Source organism: Bacteroides sp. QWL-09 (assembly GCF_058683585.1).
The window spans coordinates 500,669-523,916 of record NZ_CM178748.1 but is presented as its reverse complement, the minus strand read 5'-3'; the positions used below and the strand labels follow the sequence as shown (position 1 = coordinate 523,916).

Below are 23,248 nucleotides of genomic sequence, written 5' to 3'. Positions count from 1 at the left end.
GAATTATTTCACCAATGTCAACTCACCCGTCAATGAATCCATCACAAACCCATAAACGTCTATATCCTTCGGAATCAGTGGATGACTCTTGATCGTCTCGACCGTTCCCTTTACCGATTCGGTGGCGTGTCCAAATCCGCCCAACCACGAATTAAAGTCAATACCGCAATAACGCATCATATCGATGGTCTCCGCACGCACCCCACGCTGTTTCATCTTCTCAATGATCTGTTCACTATTCATGTGACAAGCCCCGCAGTCGGAATGTGCCACGACAAGAACGGTCTCTACACCAAGTTCATAAATAGCCACGAGCAAACTCCGGATCACACTCCCAAACGGGTGTGAAATGACCGCTCCCGCGTTTTTGATGATCTTGACATCACCGTTTTTAAGTCCCATAGCAGCCGGCAACAACTCCGTCAGCCGTGTGTCCATACACGATAATACAGCTATTTTCTTGTCCGGAAACTTTGTTGTGGCATACTTCTTATATCCTCCATTCGCTACAAACGACCGATTAAACTGAAGTAATTCGTCTATCACCATAATTGTACTCTTGTTCGTTAAGGATTGATAGGCAAATATAAAAAAGTTCACGGAGTTAAAAGGCTTCAAAGTTTGCCATCTTTAAAAACATTTCACAAAAAGTGTTAACTTTGTCGGCCGAATGATACGATATAACTGAATGAAGCCACTTTATCTCATGAAAACACGCCAATTGATCAACGTATTCCCATTAATCATGGTTCTGCTTACCATGTTACTGCCACTCCATGCTTATGCCAACCAGAACGGTTATAACCAAAGCATATACCAGAAGCAGTTGGAAGCTCTCGACCAACAAATAGAGATTAAAGTGTCCTATGAAAACGAGAAAAAAGAGTTGATTTCCAAGCTTCGGCAACAATTACACGCCTATAAGCCCACAAATACGGTTTACTATCGACTATATACCGATCTTTTTCAAGCCTATCGCTCTTATCAGTCCGATTCAGCCTACTACTTTGCAGGGCAAATGCTCGAATATGCTCGCAAACTCAATCAAGAATCCGATCGTCAGGGACCCGATTATCAGAAGTCCGATTATCAAGACCTCATTGCCGATTCCAAGATCGCTTTAGCATTCAGCTGCATGTCGGCAGGATTATTTAAAGAAGCCGACGAACTATCCGAATCCATATCACCCGAGGGACTGTCAACAAATGCATTAATCAAACTCTATCTCTTCCGATTTACACTCAATATCGATATGGCCAATTACTCCGGAGTAGAGCCTTTCCTGAGTCGCTACAAACAACAAGCCCTACTCTATTACGATAAGCTCACAGCCCTTCATCCCCAAAAGAGTGATGAACTTCTCGTTGCGCAGATCCAATGGTATCAACTCAACGGACAGTATCAAAAAGCCATCCATCTGGCCCAACAGATACTAAAGAGAGAACCATTAAACGAACGCACTTACGCCATTGTCTCCTCCATTCTAGGTTTCTGTCTTCTCATGGAGCAACAAGACGATCAAGCCATCATCTATTTCGCCTCAGCGGCCATCGCCGATCTTCAAACGGCCACCAAAGAGACCTCCGCCATTCGTCAGTTGGCAGAACTACTCTACCGGAAAGGCGATCTATCGCGTGCTTACACCTATTCTCGCTTAGCACTGAGCGATGCCAACTCTTATAATTCTCGATTCAGAAAGATTGAGATTGGACATATCCTGCCCATCATCGAGACCGAACGCTTCAATATCGTCAAACAACAAAAAAACGAGCTCTTACTCTTCGCCATCATCATCACCACGCTCGGTCTTCTCTTCATGTTAGCCTCTTTTATCATTCTACGTCAGAAGAAAAAGCTAAAAGCCGATCAAGTCTTAATCTCAGCACAGAATAAAGCCCTTTTAGCCTCGAACGACAAGATTAAAGATGCCGATCGCATCAAAGATGAATATATCGGTTATTTCTTTACCACAAATGCCCAACATTTAGAAAAACTGGAAGAGTTTCAACGGTTAGTGATCAAGCACATCAAAAGCCGAAAATTTGAGGAACTGATTCAGCTCGCCGATGCCGAAGAGTTGGAAAAAGAAAGAAAAGATCTATTCACCTTGTTCGATCAAATCTTCCTCCGCCTATTCCCCAACTTCGTTGTACACTATAATGCGCTCTTTGCTGAAGAAGACCGTCTTCAGCTACGTGGCGATCAACCTCAGCTTCCTCCCGAAGTTCGTATCTTTGCACTCATCCGCTTGGGTATTACCGGCAATGAGCAGATCGCTAAATTCCTCCATCTATCGGTTTCGACCGTTAAGAATTATAAGACAAAGGTCAAGAACAAATCGATCATCAACAACGAGCTTTTCGAGGAAAAAATCAGTGCCATAGGATGGGATTAAACACAACGATTGCGTACCCCATTAATAAGCCGTCGTTAATCGATTAGGCACGGCAATTAACGACCGATTAATGCCGTTTAGTCACTGTTCCGGTTTCATTTCTTGAGCCCTCGAACGTGGGCTCTTCAGCCCTCGTTCGAGGGCTCATGGGTTTTCCTTCGAGGGCTGAAGAGCCTTCGAACGAGGGCTCAAGAAATAGAGCTTCCAAAATCGGTTAAACAAACTGCGTCATCGAGTAAAGACACGTTGCCATCGGTTAAGTAGACTATGCCGCCAATTAAATAAACTTTGCCATTGGTTAAGTCAACTTCACCATCAGTTGATAGAAACTTAAAACGATTCAATAACGGCATCTGAAAGATCTATTCAGCGTATTTGGAGGTTAGATCTGCGTATTTAAAGGTCACACAAGCGTACTTTTTCAAGCCCCACAGGAAGACACAAAACTCTCTTTTACAAACAGATAACAAAATCAAACGTCACAATAACCGTACATTCTGGGTCCACCTCCTTTTCGCCTCCTTCGTATTGCCATACATTTGTCCATCGAATCAAATAAAAACAACCATTCAACGATCGCCATGATGTTGAATTTTCTATTAACTATTAAACGATGTACAATGAAAAAAGCAATCTTGCCTTTGTTATTTAACGTCCTCTTTATGCTTGCATCCGTATCGATTCAGGCACAAGGGCACTACACAGTTAAAGGCAAAATCTTCGACGAGAAAAACACCACCTTTCCGGCAGTGAACATTATTGAAGTAGGGACGACCAATGGAGTCACTTCCGATCTCGATGGAAATTTCACACTGCAAGTGAGTTCAGAACAAGCAAAAGTCCGTTTTAGCTTTATCGGTTATGAAACCATCGAGCTACCCGCCAATAAAGTCGGTAAAAAAGTGATCTTGAAAGAAGATCAACAAATGCTGGCCGATGTCGTTGTAGTGGGTTATGGTTCATTACGAAAATCGGATGTCACAGGCGCCGTAGCCACCATATCCAACGACGATTTCAATAAAGGAGCAATGACCAATCCCTTACAACAGATTGCAGGAAAATCGGCCGGCGTATCGATCTCACAGGTCGGAAGCGAGCCTGGCACTGCCCCTACGGTACGTGTTCGAGGAATCACTTCTCTCATCGGTGGTAGCGACCCGCTAGTGGTGGTCGATGGTATTCAAGGCAATTTAGATTTGCTCAGTCAGCTTCCTCCGAATGAAATCGCATCGTTCGACATCCTAAAAGATGCCTCAGCAACAGCGATATACGGATCGCGCGGAGCAGCAGGAGTGATCTTGGTGACCACAAAGAAAAGTAAATCCGGCTCTTTCAACATTGAATATAACGGTACATTCTCAATCGATATGAATGCCAAACGCTTGGACGTGATGAATGCCGACGAGTGGAGAGCACAAAGCAAACGGTGGAATGTGCCGTCTTCGGCCGATCATGGAGCAAGTACCGATTGGTACGACGAGTTAACCCGTACCGGATATACTCAAAACCATAGCCTATCGATGAGCGGAGGGACCGATCATTTCAATTATCGCACTTCACTCTCAGCCATTTTACAAGACGGAATCGTCATTGGGTCGAACAATAAGAACTACATCGGACGGTTCCAAGCCACACAAAAAGCCTTAAATGATCGGCTAACTCTGACGGTCAATTTAAACGCGGCAACCATGAAGAATGTCGGAAGTCCCCAAAGCATCGGTCGCGCAGCTTTTTCATCAAACCTGATCAGTAATGCTTATGTCAACCGCCCAACCGATCCAATCTTCGATGCAGAAGGTAACTACTTTACAGACATCAATGTCTTTCAATACATCAATCCGTATGCCGTTGCCAAAACAGTGGTCAACGAAAAGACCACCAATAACTTCTTCGGAAGCTTCAAGGCCGATCTGAATGTGACAAACGGCCTCACAGCCGGCTGGTTCGGTAGCTGGAGAAAGGTAGACGCCACTAGCGGATATTATCTCCCATCAAAGTCGACTGTAGTTTACGCCATCGACAATCAAGGGGTTGCGAACATCGATAATGCACATACCGACGAAAAGTTGATGGATGTAAGTCTTATCTACAAGAAGACACTAGGACATCATAACATCAATGCCACAGCGGTGTACGAATGGCAAAGACAGACGTACAACGGCAACTACACACAGATGAAAGGATTCATCAATGATATCACCACGTTCAATGCGTTACAACTGGGCGACTATAGCAAGATCAACTCAGGCGACATCAGTTCGTATAAGAACGACCGCACATTGATCTCTTTCCTGGCACGTCTCAATTATTCTTATCTAAACCGTTACCTGTTCACAGCCAGCATCCGACGCGATGGCTCTTCTGTCTTTGGAAAAGATCATAAATGGGGAAACTTCCCATCGGCTTCAGTAGCCTGGGTTTTAAGCGAGGAATCGTTCATGCGTTCGATCACCTTCTTGAATAGTCTAAAAGTTCGCGCCGGTTATGGTGTCACCGGTAATCAGCAAGGACTCTATCCTCAATGTTCGCTCAATCTTGTCGGTGCAAACGGACAGACCTATTTTGGTGGAAAACAGATCACTAACTATGCGATCACACAGAACGGTAATCGTAATTTGAAATGGGAAACGCGTGAACAGTTCAACATCGGACTAGACTTTGCCTTGTTCAACAGTCGCCTGTCAGGATCAATCGATCTTTATAGTGCTCAAACAAAGAATTTACTCTTCAACTACACCGTACCACAACCACCATACCCTTATGGCAGTGTCGTGGCCAATGTCGGTACCCTTTCCAATAAAGGTCTCGATATGAATCTGAATGTCCGACTCATCGAACGTCATGATCTTCATCTATCGATCAACGGTAATCTCTCCTTGCTAAAGAATAAGGTGGTCAATCTTAACGGAAGCATCGATAATGTGCCTCTAAACACCATCAATGTTCCTTGGGGAACCAACAGTTATCTGATTGCAGGCAAACCTGTAGGCACATTCTATATTCTCAAGCATGAGGGAAAGACAGCCGATAAAGAAGAAACCATCGTCGATCGAGATAAGAATGGTTCTATTGATACCGGCAACACCAGTCCCGATCGATTCTATGAAGGATCGGCACTACCCACCTATACCTATGCTTTCTCTCCGGTATTGAGTTATAAGAACTTCGATGCTTCCATCCTATTCCGTGGATCAGGAGGAAATAAGATCTACAATAGTCTACGAGCAAACTTCAGCTACTTTGAGAACTTAGGAAAGTCAAACCTTTTAAACAGTGCAACAGAGACCGATCTATACACCTCTAAATATGCTTCAGATCTTTGGCTAGAAGATGGCGACTTCCTTCGCTTAGACAATATCACTATCGGTTATCGCTTCAATACCAAAAAGATGAAAGGCATCGACGGGTTGCGCCTATCAGTGACTGCCACCAACTTGGCTTTGTTCACCAAATACAAAGGACTCGATCCGGAATTAAACTTTAGTGGAAGCAATGGATTCGGTTCGGACAATGGTATCTATCCACGCACACGTTCCATCTCAATAGGTATTAACGTTCTCTTTAAATAACCAGAAACAATCGAATAAAATGAAAAAAATAATCACAGCAATCTTTTTGACCGCGATCGGCTTACAAGGGTGTACCAATGTAAACGAACAGGTTTACGACAAATACGATTCCGATCAGTTTTATGCCTCCCCGGCAGGAGCCGATGTAGCCTTGGCCAATGTCTACTCACAGCTTCCGGGCAATTGGGGCGGTGTGGGTTACGCCGGCGCAGACAATGGCTGGTACGATCTAAACTGCATGTCGTCCGACGAACAGGTTGTCCCTCATCGGAATACCGGCGATTGGCAATTGGACTTCTCTCAGCTCTACCTTCGGAAGTTCCTTCCAAACCACGGTATCATTACCAATACGTGGAACTGGCTTTATGCCTCTGTCTTTAGAGCGAATCTAGCGATCGATCTTCTTGAGAAGTCGCATGCCGAAGCCTCAAAGATTGCCGAAGCCAAAGTGTTGCGTGCCTTTTTCTATTATCTGTTGATGGACGATTTTGGTCATGTACCCTTCTACACCACCAACAACATCACAGTCGACAAGATGCCACAGAAGAACCGAAAAGAATTGTTCACTTTCGTTGTCGACGAGCTTAAAGCGAACATCGAACAGCTATCGGCCACTAAAGGAGGCGACTATTACGGTCGCTTTAATAAATGGGCCGGATACGCTCTCTTGGCCAAGGTCTATTTGAATGCCGAGGTCTATACCGGCAAAGCCATGTGGGACGATTGTCTCAAAGCCTGCGATAAAGTCGCCGAGGGTGGATATAGCCTCCATTCGGGTGAAGCAGATAGCCGGCAACCGTTAGGTTCGAAATATTACGAACTTTTCGGTGATGTTTGTCCCGATGACGAAACCATCTTAGCCATTTATACCAAGGTAGACATCGTCGGACGAAACATCTTCACCGTACGAAGCTTTGGCGGAAATGACGGTACACTTCTACTCGGATTTGGAGCATGGAATGGTACAGTCGTTCCGAGCGACTATGTCGAAAAGTTCGATGATCAAGATATCCGCAAGCGGCAGTTCCGTTACGGCAGTCAACCTTTCGGCCCTCAAAAGGATGGATTTATCCATTATTCATTGGCCATCGACAATCTCGACAATCCGGGAGCTGCACCGAATGCCGGGGCAAGAAATCAGAAGTTCTGGCCTGCTGCTCCCGCTCACAGTGGTGGAGCCTCAAACGATTTCCCAATCTATCGCTATGCCGACATACTACTGATGAAAGCAGAATGTCTGATCCATAACGATAAAGCGGATCTAGCCAAACCATTGATCGATGCCGTGAGAACTCGCGCCGGACTTCAACCCTTAAGCCAACAACCCACGCTGACCGATCTTTATAATGAAAGAGGATTTGAATTGGCTTGGGAGGGTCATCGCCGACAAGATATGATTCGTTTTGGAACATTTACCAAGGCACATGGGCTAGTACCGGAAGTGGATAGTCATTTCACCCTCTTCCCAATCCCAACATCGGCCATAAATGCAAACACCAAACTCATACAAAACACGGGATATTAAACATGAAAGGTTAAATATAAAAGGTTAAATCTGAAAGGTTACATCTGAAAGATTAAACCACTGAGGTAAGATACTAAGGTAAGCTACTAAGTTAAACTACTGAATTAAACCGTACTATTTTGGATCGGACTACCGTCTTTTTCTCAACAAAAGAGGCGGCAGTCTTGTTCTTTTAATCAATGATAAAAATGATATGAAAAAATTACTCTTTCTTTTCACTCTGCTGATCGCCATCACCTCTCAAGCTGTGGCGATCGATCTCCATTCGCCCGACGGCAAGCTACTCCTCTCGTTCAACGTCGAAAACGGGGTTCCACGCTATGCCTTGCACTACAAACAACAACCCGTCATCAAGCCCAGTCGACTCGGCCTAGAGCTTGTCAATGTTCCCAGTCTGCTCAACGACTTTGTACTGGTCGATAGCCGGCAGACCACCTTCGACGAAACGTGGGAACCGGTATGGGGTGAAACCAAAACCATACGTAACCACTACAACGAACTCGCTGTTACCCTCAACCAACCCTCAACCGATCGTCACATCCTCATTCGTTTTCGCCTCTATAACGACGGATTAGGGTTCCGCTACGAGTTCCCCCTGCAAAAGAACCTCAATTATTTCACCATCAAAGAGGAACGGACACAGTTTGCCCTAACGGGCGACCACACCGCTTTCTGGCTACCGGGCGACTATGATACTCAAGAATACAGCATCGTCACCTCTCCCCTCTCCGAGATTAGGAAACGGATGGATGGCGCGTTCTGCGATAATGCCACCCAAACGCCGATCTCAGCCACTACCGTACAAACCTCTCTCATGATGAAAACCAAGGAAGGACTGTACCTCAACTTACACGAAGCGGCTTTGGTCGACTATTCGTGTCTCAGCCTAACCCTCGACGATCGGAATATGATCTTTGAATCGTGCCTCACCCCCGATGCCATCGGCAATAAAGGTTACCAGCAAACCCCTTGTCAGTCGCCTTGGCGTACCATTATGGTAAGCGATGATGCTCGCGACATCTTGGCGTCGAACCTCATTCTCAATCTCAACGAGCCTTGCAAGCTCAAAGAGACGTCTTGGATCAAACCGATGAAGTACATGGGCGTATGGTGGGAGATGATCACCAATAGAAGCAGTTGGGCTTATACCGAATCGGGACCGATCAAAATCGACCAGATCGATTATTCAGAGGTCAAGCCTAGTGGTAAACATGCGGCTAACACGGCCAATGTGAAGCGTTATATCGACTTTGCCTCTGCTCATGGATTCGATGCTTTGCTTGTAGAAGGCTGGAACATTGGTTGGGAAGATTGGATTGGCAACCAGAAAGACAATGTCTTCGACTTTGTGACCCCTTATCCGGATTTTGATGTGAACGAGATCGAGCGCTATGCCGCTTCGAAAAAAATCAAGATGATTATGCATCATGAGACCTCCGGGTCGGTACGCAACTACGAACGACGGATGGACAAAGCCTATCAGTTTATGGTCGACCACCATTATCCCGCCGTAAAAAGTGGGTATGTCGGTAACATCATTCCCCGCGGCGAACATCACTTCGGACAATGGATGGTGAATCACTACCTCTACGCCGTCACTAAAGCGGCCGATTATCGTCTGATGGTCAATGGTCATGAAGCGATACACCCCACCGGACTATGCCGTACCTATCCCAACTTAATTGGCAATGAATCGGCTCGCGGTACCGAGTTCGAATCGTTCGGCGGCAATAACCCCGATCATACCACACTCCTACCATTCACCCGTCTGAAAGGTGGTCCGATGGACTATACCCCGGGTATTTTCGAAACACAGATCTGGAAAGTCAACCCCGACAACCACTCATATGCGCGAACCACCATTGCCCGTCAGCTCGGATTGTACCTCACCATGTGCAGTCCCCTACAGATGGCAGCGGACTTGCCCGAGAACTACGAGAAGCATCTGGATGCCTTTCAGTTTATCAAAGATGTAGCGGTCGACTGGGACGATAGTCGCTACCTTGAGGCCGAACCGGGTGACTATATCACGGTAGCTCGCAAAGCCAAAGGAACGAACAACTGGTTCGTTGGAAATACAAGCGACGAAAACGGTCACCTATCGAAACTCACTTTCGATTATCTGGATCGCGACAAAACCTATATCGCAACCATCTATTCCGATGCTAAAGAGGCCCATTACGAAAAGAACCCTCAAGCTTACGTCATTCGTAAAGGGATCATTACCGCCAAGAGTCGCCTAACCCTCAAAGCCGCTCCCGGAGGAGGATATGCCATCAGCTTGATTGAGGTAAAAGACAAGCAAGAGTTGAAAGGATTAAAAAGATTATAACCTCACTCGTTATAATTAATCCCAAATTTCATAAAAAGAAAACGGCTTTCATAGGGAGAAGCCTACCAACGATCAATATCCGTTCGGTAGGCTTCTCCCTATCATCGTCTAAACAAATACGTTGTAACCGCGTTATATATTATCATGAAACCTTTAAAATCAAATGATTATGGCTAACCTCATTCAACAATTAATGAAAGCTGTTCAACACTTTACAATCGTTGACTTTGCTTTGTTTAAAATTTGCCTTATTGCAATAGGCGTCCTTCTGGGAACTTATCTTAGTGCGTTTTTCAGTCAGCATCTATCCATCATCTGGGGTATTGCGATTGTAACCTATATCTTTTTACTGATTCAAGTCTTCAGATACTACAAAAAATAAAAAGTTGAATCTCCTCAGACTGAGCCGTTATTGACCTTAAAGGTAATGACGACAAAGCTCTTGATGCCGCAAGATTTCCTTAACGCAGAGAAACTGTTCAATATCTTTTGCCGTTTTTAAGCGTTCAACAGCTTTTTCGAAACATTCCCAATCGATAAAGCTTAATTGTTTAGGATCACTTGTCGACCCTTTCGTCTGCATCCAATCTTCCACGAATTGAATGCGTCTACGCTTAACAAAACGATCAAGACACTCTTCATGTTTATCGGGTCTTAGCCGAATATACTCGGGAAGAATCCCCTTCATCGCTTCACGATACAAATACCGTGAAATAAAATGGTGATAAGTATATTCTACCGGAATCGAGAACCAGAATTCCAACAACTCCTTGTCGAGTAAAGGGTATTTATATTCTATCCCATATTTCTCACCAAACATAAACCATGAATCCATGCGTCTAGGAAGATGATAATTGTGCAATAAATTCATCATAAACCGTCGCCTACCTCCCCAGCCGTAAGGACATTTCCTATCAGAAAAGGCCAAAGAGATGAAATGTTTCAAGACAAATGACTTATAAAATAAACCCAACAGCCTTTTTTTCTTATTAATCCGACCTTTAAGAAGAAACGATGGTAGAACTAACGGCATAATTTCTCCTTGAGTTCGCGCCAACATCTGCCTGACTCCAAAACGTTTCAACCATTGATAAAGAGAACGACATTTAAAGCGGAGTACCAAATGATTAAATACACCTCGGGTACTTAAAGAGACAAATTCATCTCCTCCCCAACCACTAAAAATCAGTTCAGTGCCATCCTCCTGAGCCATTTTCATCACCGCTTCTTCGACCTCCATATTCTCGAATTCCGGACTCGAAATCAGATTCTTAAAAGCTTCCTGCCTATTTGGCCGATAACGTACCCGGATCTCCTTTTCACTGACGAAATCATCAATCAAATGACGTTCATCGGTTCCTTCAACCTCCTCCTTCTCATCCGGTGTCCAAGAGTAGGTCGTCAACCGTTCCTTATCGGTCACCAGATCAGCCAAAATCGCTGTCACCCCCGAAGAGTCCAGCCCTCCACTCAGGTGTGCCCCCATCACCTTCTTAGGATTAACCCGTTTAGCAACCGCTTGAACCATCAACCGACGTAACGTGGCAATAGAGTCCTCTAACGTCAACGAACGGTTCTGCTTGATTTTCTCAGGATACCAATATTTTAAAGATTCTATTTTCTTCTCGGAGATGGACAACAAATGCCCGGGAACCACTCTTAAGATCTCATTGAAAGCGGTCTGCTGATAGTCTTGCGCATGATGAAGCGAAAGGCGGCTGATGAATCGTTTTTCGGAAAGATCAGTCTTGATGAGGCGAGATTTAACCATACCGAACTCATGAGAAGCAAAAATAAGCATCCCATCTTTAAGGGTGTAACACAAAGAATGAGTACCGATGTGATCACGATAGAGTAAAACTTTTCGCAGCCGATGATCAATAATCACGGCCGAAAAATCCCCATCGATATGCTCTACAAATCGTTCTCCATCTCTCTTATAAGCAGAAGCAAACGTCTCCGATAACGCTACCTCCGCGCCATAATCTCCAATTTGACCCTGATTATAAAGCTGTCCATTCCCCACGACCGTAACCCAGTCGTCTATATAAATACTCGCTTCAGGCTCTCTATTTTGTTTCCAACAATAGCCTACACCATAATGAGCAATCAACTCTATTTTATGTTCAAAATCTTCAAATGCCACAGCTTCAGAAAGTCTGCGCAATTCGGGCTCTTTCACCTGCCCTTGATCTAAACGAATCACTCCAAAAATAAATCCCATCTCTTGTCTGTGCTTTAATTATTCATTTATCATCTTACATCTCTATCGTCTCACCTTTCTGTCCACCTACACCTCTATTCCTCTACACTAACTCAAAAACTCAACGCTTCAAATCGGTCCCCTACTCGAAATCCCATCGACTGCAAATGATGAACGCTCCAATAAGCATCCATAAAAAAGAGCATAGAGCTCTCTAGTGTTTTTCCGTCGACCGTTGCAATGCTCAACTTTTCACTTAAATCGGTGATCTCACCCGGTTTCCCAGCACTCATCCCTCCAATCACGGCATCCATCAGTTTCACTTCTTGTCCTTTGAAAGAAGTTATTGCCCCTTTATTCCAAGGATTACAAGCTTTAACTAAATCGACGATTTCCGACGCCTTCATTTGCGTCCAGTCGATAGAAACATCTTTTAAGGTGGGACGCTTCTGATAATCCGATACAGCCGACTGGTCAGTAATTGCAATAAGTGCCTGATGATTGGCCAAACGCTGAAGGATAAAGGCCACTCCCTCAACACACAACTGATTGAATAATTGAGACACATATCTAAGATTATAATGTGGCAGGTTGGGAATTTCTTTTTTCCAGTACACCTCCCCACGATCCAATTGATCTGCCAGTCGATGGATGGAAAGCCCTAAATGAGCCCCTCCTTTCTTAAGCTGCCAAAACACCGGAGACGGACCTCGAAAAGAGGGTAAAAGTCCAAAATGTATATTAAACAGCTGAGTCGAGACACCTTTCAATCGGTCCAAAGCAATGCGTCGATTATAACCGATGACAAAACAAACATCAACCATCTGGTGATGCAACCAGTCGTACACTTCCCCATCCTTCTCCCCCTCTATAACAATCGACAAGCCGACCTGTCGCGAAAACAGTTCAACTTGTCGATTAACAAATAGATCAGGACTCGGAGAGTAGAATACTGAAACTTTTATTCTCTGCGACAACAACATTCCCACTAGTGGAATAAAAGCATCAGAATCTGAAATCACTCCAATAACCATACGTTTTAATCGTTAAATTCAGGATATATATTTTGATCAACACAAATGATGTAAGTGGCCGCTGTGGTTGGCATTACATTAAGGTGAGCGCTTCCTCCACCGGCAGGTAATACCGTCGTCTGATCCATAAGAATATCTTTCGGTGCGGTAGTCGCCCCCGGAAGATAACCTTGTATGGTAGCTTCCGGTGAGACCATCTTTCCTAAATAAGTACTCGAAGAGGGGGTCTTAACAGGTGTCCCGGTCGTATCAATCATCACTCGATGAGTATGAGATGCTAAATTTTTCAGTTCTAGAGTCACCGCTTCAATACCACCATGTGTTCCTAAAGGCTGAGGAGTGAGCTGTGGTCCCGTTCCAAAACCAATCGGCATGCGCCCTCTTAAATCCGGTAATCTGAACGATACACTATCACCACCATATGTTGTACCGATTAAAGAGTAAAGAGCAGGATAAGCATTAATATTCAATGAACTCCCATCACAAATACGCCATCCCTCAGGAGCATAGCTTCCTGCAAATGCTCTAATTTCACCTATAAATCCATCCATAATTATTTAATTTTAAGTAACATAAATAAAGGCTCACCACCTCTGTGGGTAAACTCCGGTCAACGCAATACAATAATTTATAGCCAAATAAGGTTGCACATTGTTATGCGCGATATCACCTCCTTGTGGAGCAATGGTTGTAGGATTAAGAGCAACCGTAGGGGCATCATTATTCGTTGCATAAATATTGATTTCCTCAGATGGTAAGCTAGTCACATCAGGAATAGCTAAGATATTCGTTGGAATCGTTGTCTTCCCCAGTGCAGCTTCCACATGCATGCGATGGCGATGGTTGATGTCAGAGCTTACTAATTTAACCGTTTCATATCCCCCTTTTTTAGCTTGTATGTATTTAGAGTAATCACTGCCCACAATCACCCGACCTCTCAAATCCGGTAAGGCAAAGGTCATTCTGTTATCCCCTCCGAAGGCAAAACCTATCAAAGAGTAAAGCGCTTGATGCTCTGTAATATTCAATAAAGTACCGTCACACAAATGCCATCCGCTTGGAATCTTACCAAAAGCAAACGGCCTAATTTCACCTAAAAAATTATCCATATTTCTATATTTTAATCATTTATTACTCACCAAGGTCGAACCGGATAATCCCCGTCCATCACACAAATACAATAACGAATAGCCAAAAATGGCGATCTATTTTCATGTGGAGTCGGTCCGCTGACTAAAGAGCCATTAGGAGTGATCGTTTTTTCGGCTAAAACAACCGAGTTAATCGGTTGATCCAGATAAGACATTGCCATCTTAGGAGTAGGGTCCGAAGGACGCTGATAAGTAATATTAGTCAGATAAGACAAATTATCATGACCGGGTTCAGAGGTTCTAGTCACATCCACACCACCCTTGCCAAGAAAATCATGGCTATGAGGAGGTAGGTTGTTCTCAGAAAGTACCACTGTTTCAGAACCATAACGACTTCCTCGATGATACCCGAAATACCCTCCGGGAACATAACCTTCACCCACAAGGCATTGTCCTTGAATATTAGGTAAATTAAAATTTGTTGTCCCATCGCCCCCATAAAGGATGCCAAGAATAGAGTATAATGCCTGATATTGGTGTATACTCACTGATTGTCCATTACATTCCAGCCACCCATACGGCACGAAGGTGTAAGGGAAGGCTCTGATTTCTCCAATAAATGAATTCATAAAATAAATAATTTAAGATTAATACAAAGAATCAAATAAAAAGAACAACACGTCAACTTGCCATTTAGTTCGGTCATCATTCATTCTCGCAAATTTATCAATATTATTTATTTTACAACGATCTGTTGTCTCTAATTTAAGGTGGACCCATTTTATTTTCTAACGAAATAAACGATTGAGAAGGTTACTCCTATTATTTCACTCGATTTTAAACTTCAAAACTTTTTTTAAACCATAAGATCAGAACATTTTATAAAAAAAAGAAGTTTAATAATGAAATACCCTTTTAAAATTTGCCCAATAACAAAAAAAACGAAATCTTTACAGGAGAACTAGCCTCCGGTATTGAGAATAGCAGATCAATCCATGCTTAAACTTAAAACGATAGAGCCATGAATAAAATAATAGGATCACTACTCTTTATATTAATCGCATGTTCAATAGATGCACAAAACAATCAGGGAAATAGAATCATGAAAGAATTAACACCCGAAGAAAAAAGAGTCATCATTGATAAAGGGACAGAACATCCATTCACCGGAAAGTACACCAACAACAAAGTCCAAGGTGTGTATACTTGTAAGCAATGTGGATCACCTCTTTATCGATCGGAAGACAAATTCAATTCAGAATGTGGTTGGCCCTCATTTGATGACGAAATTGCCGGAGCCATCAAACGAGTTCCCGACAAAGACGGAAGACGAACAGAAATCATCTGTGCTCATTGCGGTGGGCATTTAGGACATGTCTTTGTTGGCGAGCGTTTTACGAACAAGAATGTCCGTCACTGCGTCAATTCCATCTCAATGGAATTCATTCCCAACACCAAAGAGGCTTTTTTTGCCGGTGGATGTTTCTGGGGCGTTGAGCATCTCCTTCAGCAACAGAAGGGAGTTTTAAGCGTTGAATCAGGCTATATGGGTGGGAAAGTGAAAAACCCAAGTTACGACGAAGTATCAACAGGAAAGACCGGTCATGCAGAAACCGTACGCGTCATTTACGACCCGTCGCAGATCGATTATACCACTTTAGTTAAGCTCTTCTTCGAAATCCATGACCCGACTCAAGAGAATCACCAAGGTCCGGATTTTGGGAATCAGTACCGATCGGAAGTCTTCTTCAGTACCCCTGAAGAGAAAACAATCGTACATAAGCTGATCAAAGAATTAAAGACCAAAGGGTATAATGTCGTGACCCAGATTACAACAGCCTCAAAGTTCTATCCGGCTGAAACGTATCACCAAGATTATTACCTAAAAACCGGCAAACAACCCTATTGCCATAAATACACCAAACGTTTTTAACATTAAGAGTTTTTTTAGTCAAACAGATTTAGCAACTTTGGAAAAGTGATTGAGTAAAGGTTGCCCTACCTTTGCATGGAGATGAAAAAGAAATTAAGCACAGCAGAAGATTACAGACGAAGAGTCGATAACGTTGTTGAATACGTTAGAGCTCACCTTGACAGCGAAATCGATATCCGTACCCTTGCCGACATATCGGCATTCTCGCCGTTTCACTTTCACCGCATCATACGTGCCCACCTGGGAGAACCGATCGGGGCATTTATTGTACGCACTCGAGTAGAAACAGCGGCGAAACTTTTACGTTACTCCGATAAACCCATTTCGGAAATAGCCTATATCGTGGGATATGACACTCCATCGTCTTTAACTAAAGCTTTTGTAAAACTCTTTGGCCTCTCACCAACAACTTATAGAACCACTAAAAATTACAAGATGATGACCACTCAATCCGTTCAAACAGAAGTTAAGCTATCCAAAGGCAAAGCCGTAGAATTAGACTCTAAAAGCATTCTTTACATCAATGTCAACGGCAACTACAGCAAAATCGACTATAGTTCGTATTTTATGCGTTTATGGGATGAAGTTAAACAACAAGGCCTCTATTCGGCAGGTATCGAACACCTCGCTCTATACTACGATAATCCGGAGATTACAGCAGACGAAAACCAAAAATGCGAGATCGGTCTGCGGGTATGCAAGCCGGCCGAGCCTCATGGCGAGATCGGTGTAAAAGAGATCCAAGGCGGGCGTTTTGCACTGTTTACTTATATCGGCGAATACTGCAAAATCGGAGCAGCATACGATAAGATATACGGCGAGCTATTGGCCAAAAACGATTTCGAAGCAAAAGGCAACTACTGTTTTGAAAAATACGTCAGCGATCCTCGACGCACGGCTCCTGATAAACTTAAAACGGAGATCTATATTCCGATAGAATAAAAGAGGCATGGGTTACATTCCGACTAGGATAAACCAGTCAAAATAAAAAAAACAAGGTTTGGGGTGTGATTACTCCAAACCTTTTTCATACTAATAAGATAAAAGTAAACGTAAGAGTTAAACCGAAGTAAAGCGATTAAAAAGAACAGATCATCAACTCACCTTAAAACACTAATAACATGGAAATCAAATCTCTAAGTAAAACTTCTTTCGACGACTTATTCGAAACCTTTACACAAGCTTTCGCCCATTATGAAGTACAACTAAACAAAGAAGAACTTCGAACCATGTTACAACGTCGTGGTTTCAATCCGGCGCTCTCATTTGGAGCCTTTGAAGAAAATCGAATGGTATCCTTTACCTGCAATGGCATTGGAGATTTCTACGGAACATTAACCGCTTATGATACCGGAACAGGCACCTTAAAAAGCCACCAAGGAAAAGGGTTAGCCACACAAGTGTTTGAATATTCCATTCCATTCTTAAAAAAGGCGGGCGTCAAATCATATGTATTAGAAGTCTTACAACATAACACCACTGCTGTTTCGGTCTACCGTAAACTAGGTTTCAAAGAGACCCGTGAGTTCTATTATTTCACACAAGAGAGCCACCTCATTGAGAACAGATCTAAAAAGATCAATCTCTCTTACGAATTACTCCCCATAACTCTCAACGACGCCGAGTCACTCTCCTCGTTTTGGGATTTCCGCCCATCCTGGCAAAATAGTTTTGAGTCCATTAATAGAGCTCTTAAAGATTTTAAAACTCTAGGGGCTTTTCATCAAAATCGATTGATCGGTTACATCGTTTTTGAACCAAAGTCCGGTGATGTCACTCAGATAGGGGTAGACAAGATGTTCCGTCGAAAAGGCATCGGAACCGTGTTACTGGAAATGGTCTTGAATCTCAATCAATGCCAGTCTGTCAAAGTCATCAATACAGATATCAGCAGCCACTCTTTGACCGATTTTCTTAAGTCTAAAAACATTCATCCAATCGGTAAACAATTTGAAATGATAAAAGAACTATAACTTAAGATTCAAAGCCTCTACAAAAAAAAAGAAAGCATAGCACTAAAAAAATAACGATACAAAAACCAGATTTCTATCTTTTTGCTATATTTGGCGCATAAATAACCGTTAATTATACACTAACGAAAAACACATTCTTATGAATCAAGAACTTATGATGAGCGCCAATCCATTGGTCAGATATTTTCAAAAGCCAACTTCTGAATTTACAAAGTCGGACATCATGACCTACATCTCAAAAAAAGAGATCTGCATGGTCAATTTTATGTACCCGGCAGAGGATGGCCGTTTAAAAACACTCAACTTTGTCATTAATAATCTAGCCTATCTGGATGCAATCCTAACCTGCGGCGAACGCGTAGACGGTTCTAGCCTCTTCTCATTCATAGAAGCCGGAAGTAGCGATCTATACGTGATCCCACGATTCTCGACCGCCTTTATCGATCCGTTTGCCGAATTACCGACCCTATCGATGCTTTGTTCGTTCTTCAATAAAGACGGACAACCCCTCGAAAGTTCACCGGAATACACCCTACATAAAGCCTGCAAAGCTTTCACAGAAGTGACCGGCATGGAATTTCAAGCCATGGGCGAGTTAGAATATTATGTCATTGCTCCCGATAGCGGAATGTACGAAGCAACCGATCAACGAGGTTATCATGAATCGTCGCCCTATGCCAAGTTCAATGAGTTTCGCACCCAATGCATGTCGTATATCGCCCAAACCGGGGGACAAATCAAGTACGGTCACTCAGAAGTGGGTAATTTCACCCTCGACGGCAAGATCTACGAACAAAACGAGATTGAGTTCTTACCGGTTCGTGCCGAAAATGCCGCCGATCAACTCATGATCGCCAAATGGATTATCCGCACATTAGGTTATCGATTGGGCTATAACGTCACCTTTGCTCCAAAAATAACTGTCGGAAAAGCGGGCTCAGGACTTCATGTGCACATGCGTATCATGAAAGACGGTCGTAACCAAATGCTCGAAAACGGCGTTCTATCCGAGACCGCTCGTAAAGCGATTGCAGGCATGATGGAATTAGCTCCATCGATCACTGCGTTTGGAAATAAAAACCCAACCTCCTACTTCCGCCTTGTTCCTCACCAAGAAGCACCAACCAACGTTTGTTGGGGCGATCGGAATCGTTCGGTATTGGTGCGCGTCCCACTAGGATGGGCTTCAAAGATGGACATGTGTGCCTTAGCCAACCCCTTGGAAGAACAAACCAATTTCGACACCACACAAAAACAAACCGTCGAGATGCGTTCACCCGACGGATCGGCCGATCTCTATCAATTGCTAGCCGGACTAGCCGTTGCCTGTCGCCATGGCTTCGAACAAGCCCATGCTTTAGAACTCGCCGAAAAGACGTATGTCAACGTCAATATCCACAAGAATGAAAACAAAGAAAAGCTGGAGGCACTGAAACAACTCCCGGACAGTTGTGCGGCTTCTGCAAAATGCCTACAAGCACAACGTGCTATTTTTGAGCAGTATAGTGTTTTCAGTCCCGCTATGATCGACGGCATCATCCGTCAATTAGAAAGCTATGACGACTCCACTCTACGCGCCGATCTACAAGAGAAGCCCGAAGAAGTGCTCGATCTTGTACGTCGCTATTTCCATTGCGGATAAAATCTGAAACCCTCCGGCAGCATCGAATGATTTTGCCGGAGGGTAATTACAGCAGATAACGATTAAAATCTAAAGTCACAAACTAAACAAAAAAAACGGCGTTAGTACATGCGACTAACACCGTTTAACCGATCCGCAGACCCGCTTTAGATCTTAATAATCATAACGAACAGAACGATCAATATCCCCTTTCTTACTGATCGGTACAAACGTAAAACTCCATTCGTATTGTTGATCTGCCGGAATCGTGTAACCCGGCTGTACTTTAGCCCCCCAGCTATCATAACCGGCTATGCCTTGTTGTTTCATATCAATGCAAACTTCAACGAAATTACGATACACAATATCATTAACGTGGCTCATCCGACGAAGGGTGTTCTTAGCCTCGCTCTCATTCTTATTGCTAATCTCTTCCGGTGATCGGTTTCTCCATTGATAAGGATGAGGTGAATCTTCCGAATCGAAATCCTCTACAGTATTTCTTAACGCATTAAACCCGATTGTTCTCTGGGCTTGAATCATCAAGCCCTTACCGGCACGATTGGTTAAAGATAGCCAACGTGTATCTGTGCGATGTCCGTTTTCCTGAGGACGTACATAATTGACATACATCTCTTCGGCTGTCGTTTTATAACGTCCCAACATCGAACCGGCATTGCGATCAATGTAATTTTCTTCAGGACCACGTCCATAATATTCCACAACATTCATCTGTTTTGGTATTCTGAAACGTACTCCAATACGAGGAACCTCTAGGCGATTCTTAGGCTGTTCCTTCTTTCCCGGAGTGAAAGTCGCTAGATGCGTATCTTCTAAAAGATCTGTTTGTGCCGCCTCACGGGTTGTTGGTGTAAATTTCAGACGAAGATTGACAATACCATCCGGATAAATCTTATAAGAGATTACATACTGATTATCAGTCGGCAAATCGTACACTACAGCCAATGTCACTAAGCCCTTATCTCGTTGTATGGAAGTCCGATTAATCTTAAAGTCACGACCAGCTTCTTTCCAGATCTGCAGTCGTTTAGGATTAGTGTTCCCATAATCATTATCGTTCGGAGCACGCCAGAAGTTCGGTTGTACACCAAAGTTCTGATCAAAATATTCCTTACCATTCACTTTATATGACGTCACACGACCTAACACTTTATCAAATTCAAAATGAACTTGATGAGAAAAGACCGTCACCCGATGATCCGTCTCGCGAACATCCAAATTAGGACCAACAGAACGGTAAGGCGACTTGTCGCCCTCTATTGTCCACTCAAATTGCTCGCATGCGATCTCATGTCCAATAGTAATCAACGGTTCCGGAGTCACAGTCATCACCTTAAAATTGACCAAGCAGTCCATTCCGGGCTTACGTTTAAACGCCTTCATAGGAATTTCAAAGTCTTTGGTTGTTTGTGGTGCAACATCCAATGCGAATTGACCCTTTTTATAAACCGTTCCACCACTTGTCAGCTCATAGCAGATCACGTATTTGTTTAGGTTAGTGAAATAGAAACGATTGATCGCTCTATAACGTCCAGCTGCAACATCAATAGCTTCAAAAGCAACATTCTGATGAGCATATTTCACCTCAGCTAAAGCCGGATGAGGTTTACGATCGGGGCCAACAAGGCCATTACAGCAAAAATTACCATCACTTGGCATATTTACTCCATAATCGCCACCATACGTCCAATAATTTCGACCATTTTGATCCACTTCAAGTAAACCTTGATCGACCCAATCCCAGATATAGCCTCCTTGGAGATTAGGATACTTATATATTTCTTTCCATTGATCCCAAAGATTTCCACTGGAGTTTCCCATCGCATGAGAATATTCGGAAGGCACTACTGGACGGTCAGATCCGGTTTCACCAATATGTCTCAACCACTCTGCACTAGGATATTGCGGAACATACATATCAGAGTTCCACTCCCATTGAGCACGTTCGTAGTTTACCGGTCTATCCATCAAATCTTTATCTTTGCTCTTAATCCATAAATAAGTCTGATAAAAGTTATATCCGTTGCCAGCCTCATTACCCAACGACCAGAACGTTAATGACGGATAATTCTTATTACGCTCGTACATGTTTTCCGTACGATACAAGTGAGGTTTCAACCATTCCGGATTGTTACCCAAAGAGCCTCCTTTACGCAAATTATAGTACATACCATGAGACTCGATATTGGCTTCATCGTAAACATACAAACCAAACTCGTCGCATAACTCATAGAATCGACGATCTTGCGGATAGTGACAAAGACGAACCGAATTAATATTATTCTGTTTCATCAATTCAAAATCCTTCCGCATCAATTCTTCCGTGACATAATGTCCGGTCTTCTCATTATGCTCGTGGATGTTAACTCCTTTCAACTTCAAAGGCTGACCGTTAATCAAAAGTAAGACATAAGGTTTGCCATTTTTCATCAACCGATCGGTTTCTTTTATTTCGATACGACGAAATCCCACATGAAAAGGAATGACTTCGGTGGTCTTTCCATCTTCTTTAATGGTGATTAATAATCGATATAAGTTGGGATTTTCGGAAGTCCACGTCAGGACTTGCGGGATCTGTTTCTCGAACGAAGCAGTCTGAAGACCATGACCTTCCAACGAACAATTTGCCGTAGAACTTACTACAAGTCGGCCTGAAGCATCCAGCAACTCATAAGCTAACGACACAGACTTACGACTAGGACAAGTATTCCGCACATCAACGGCTAACTTGAAAAGTCCTGTTTTATACGTTTCGTCTAAAGTTGAAATCACTCTAAAATCCTTAACCGCCACCTTAGGTTGAGCATAAACAAACACATCTCGTTCGATCCCGCTCAAACGCCAGAAGTCCTGACACTCTAAATATGAGCCTGTGCTCCAACGGAAAATCTTTAGGACAAGAGTGTTACTCCCCTCACGGACATAATCATTAATGAGAAACTCAGCCGGATTCTTTGAATCTTCATTATAACCTACTTCTTTCCCATTGATATAGACATAAACACCCGACTTTGCTCCGGCAATATGCAAATAGATATCGCGATCCAGCCACTCCTTAGAAAGAGTGATCTCACGCCGATAAACTCCTACCGGAATATCTTCAGGCAGCTGAGGAGGTTGCGGGTTAGTTGCCTTAAACTCATATCCATGATTCGTATAAATTGGCGTTCCATGTCCTTGAACTTCCCAATTGCCAGGTACAGTAATTTCGCACCATCCTTTGGCATTGGAAGTCTGTTCAACAAGATCCTTAGGCAAAGAACGATGAGAATCCGAATAATAGAACTTCCAGACTCCATTCAACAACTGATAATACTTACTATTCTCATATTTTCCAGTCAGTGCCGACCGACGATCTTGATAAGTCATAAAAGCCGTACGAGGAGCTTCTTTGTTTACCGAAACAGTTTGTATATCTTGCCAATATGGCAATTTAGGTTTTCCTTCCTCACCGGCCAACGCCAGAAAGAAGAGGTTGAAGAAAAACGCGACAGCTATACTTGATATCCGTTTATTCATATTATCAGATAAATTATATAAAGAAATTAAAC

The 23,248-nt window shown here is 43.3% G+C and carries 16 protein-coding genes; 9 read left to right on the top strand and 7 right to left on the bottom strand.

Annotation, left to right across the window (positions count from 1 at the left end; all coding sequences use genetic code 11):
• Positions 1-3 precede the first annotated feature (3 nt).
• Positions 4-549, bottom strand: coding sequence for a beta-class carbonic anhydrase (locus AC4PG5_RS02085; protein WP_492029806.1), 546 nt, complete (start codon positions 547-549; stop codon positions 4-6).
• 139 nt (positions 550-688) lie between these two features.
• Between AC4PG5_RS02085 and AC4PG5_RS02080 the strand changes: the two genes are divergently transcribed.
• From AC4PG5_RS02080 to AC4PG5_RS02060, 5 genes are all read left to right on the top strand, one after another.
• Positions 689-2,395 carry a DUF6377 domain-containing protein gene (locus AC4PG5_RS02080; protein ID WP_492029805.1) on the top strand — a complete coding sequence of 569 codons (1,707 nt, stop codon included), beginning with the start codon at positions 689-691 and terminating at the stop codon, positions 2,393-2,395.
• A gap of 620 nt (positions 2,396-3,015) precedes the next feature.
• Positions 3,016-5,964: a SusC/RagA family TonB-linked outer membrane protein gene (locus tag AC4PG5_RS02075; protein ID WP_492029804.1), complete on the top strand. Its 2,949-nt coding sequence runs from the start codon at positions 3,016-3,018 to the stop codon at positions 5,962-5,964.
• 19 nt (positions 5,965-5,983) lie between these two features.
• Entirely contained in the window at positions 5,984-7,489 is a 1,506-nt protein-coding gene (locus tag AC4PG5_RS02070; protein ID WP_492029803.1) for a RagB/SusD family nutrient uptake outer membrane protein, read from the top strand.
• Positions 7,490-7,682: 193 nt separating this feature from the next.
• Positions 7,683-9,821: a glycoside hydrolase family 97 protein gene (locus AC4PG5_RS02065; protein WP_492029802.1), complete on the top strand. Its 2,139-nt coding sequence runs from the start codon at positions 7,683-7,685 to the stop codon at positions 9,819-9,821.
• A 169-nt stretch (positions 9,822-9,990) separates the two neighbouring features.
• Positions 9,991-10,203 carry a hypothetical protein gene (locus AC4PG5_RS02060; protein WP_492029801.1) on the top strand — a complete coding sequence of 71 codons (213 nt, stop codon included), beginning with the start codon at positions 9,991-9,993 and terminating at the stop codon, positions 10,201-10,203.
• Between the two features lie 36 nt (positions 10,204-10,239).
• Here the strand turns inward: AC4PG5_RS02060 and AC4PG5_RS02055 are convergent, their stop codons facing one another.
• From AC4PG5_RS02055 to AC4PG5_RS02035, 5 genes are all read right to left on the bottom strand, one after another.
• Positions 10,240-12,045, bottom strand: coding sequence for an asparagine synthase-related protein (locus AC4PG5_RS02055; protein ID WP_492029800.1), 1,806 nt, complete (start codon positions 12,043-12,045; stop codon positions 10,240-10,242).
• A 92-nt stretch (positions 12,046-12,137) separates the two neighbouring features.
• A complete protein-coding gene (locus AC4PG5_RS02050; protein WP_492029799.1) occupies positions 12,138-13,058 on the bottom strand; it encodes a formyltransferase family protein in 921 nt (306 codons plus the stop codon).
• A gap of 5 nt (positions 13,059-13,063) precedes the next feature.
• Positions 13,064-13,609, bottom strand: coding sequence for a phage tail protein (locus AC4PG5_RS02045; RefSeq protein WP_492029798.1), 546 nt, complete (start codon positions 13,607-13,609; stop codon positions 13,064-13,066).
• 33 nt (positions 13,610-13,642) lie between these two features.
• Entirely contained in the window at positions 13,643-14,167 is a 525-nt protein-coding gene (locus tag AC4PG5_RS02040; protein ID WP_492029797.1) for a phage tail protein, read from the bottom strand.
• Positions 14,168-14,193: 26 nt separating this feature from the next.
• Positions 14,194-14,778, bottom strand: a complete 585-nt coding sequence (locus tag AC4PG5_RS02035; protein ID WP_492029796.1) for a phage tail protein — start codon at positions 14,776-14,778, stop codon at positions 14,194-14,196.
• 392 nt (positions 14,779-15,170) lie between these two features.
• Between AC4PG5_RS02035 and AC4PG5_RS02030 the strand changes: the two genes are divergently transcribed.
• The 4 genes from AC4PG5_RS02030 (at position 15,171) to AC4PG5_RS02015 (ending at position 19,697) form a co-directional block, all read left to right on the top strand.
• Positions 15,171-16,082, top strand: a complete 912-nt coding sequence (locus AC4PG5_RS02030; RefSeq protein WP_492029795.1) for a bifunctional methionine sulfoxide reductase B/A protein — start codon at positions 15,171-15,173, stop codon at positions 16,080-16,082.
• Between the two features lie 81 nt (positions 16,083-16,163).
• Complete coding sequence (locus tag AC4PG5_RS02025; protein WP_492029794.1) at positions 16,164-17,024, top strand: AraC family transcriptional regulator; 861 nt, start codon at positions 16,164-16,166, stop codon at positions 17,022-17,024.
• Between the two features lie 179 nt (positions 17,025-17,203).
• Entirely contained in the window at positions 17,204-18,055 is an 852-nt protein-coding gene (locus AC4PG5_RS02020; protein WP_492029793.1) for a GNAT family N-acetyltransferase, read from the top strand.
• 139 nt (positions 18,056-18,194) lie between these two features.
• The gene (locus AC4PG5_RS02015; RefSeq protein WP_492029792.1) at positions 18,195-19,697 is read left to right on the top strand and encodes a glutamine synthetase family protein; all 1,503 of its coding nucleotides are present in this window, start codon (positions 18,195-18,197) and stop codon (positions 19,695-19,697) included.
• A 153-nt stretch (positions 19,698-19,850) separates the two neighbouring features.
• On the opposite strand, the gene AC4PG5_RS02010 is transcribed toward AC4PG5_RS02015, so the two are convergent.
• Positions 19,851-23,216, bottom strand: coding sequence for a glycoside hydrolase family 2 TIM barrel-domain containing protein (locus AC4PG5_RS02010; protein WP_492029791.1), 3,366 nt, complete (start codon positions 23,214-23,216; stop codon positions 19,851-19,853).
• Between the last annotated feature and the right edge of the window lie 32 nt (positions 23,217-23,248).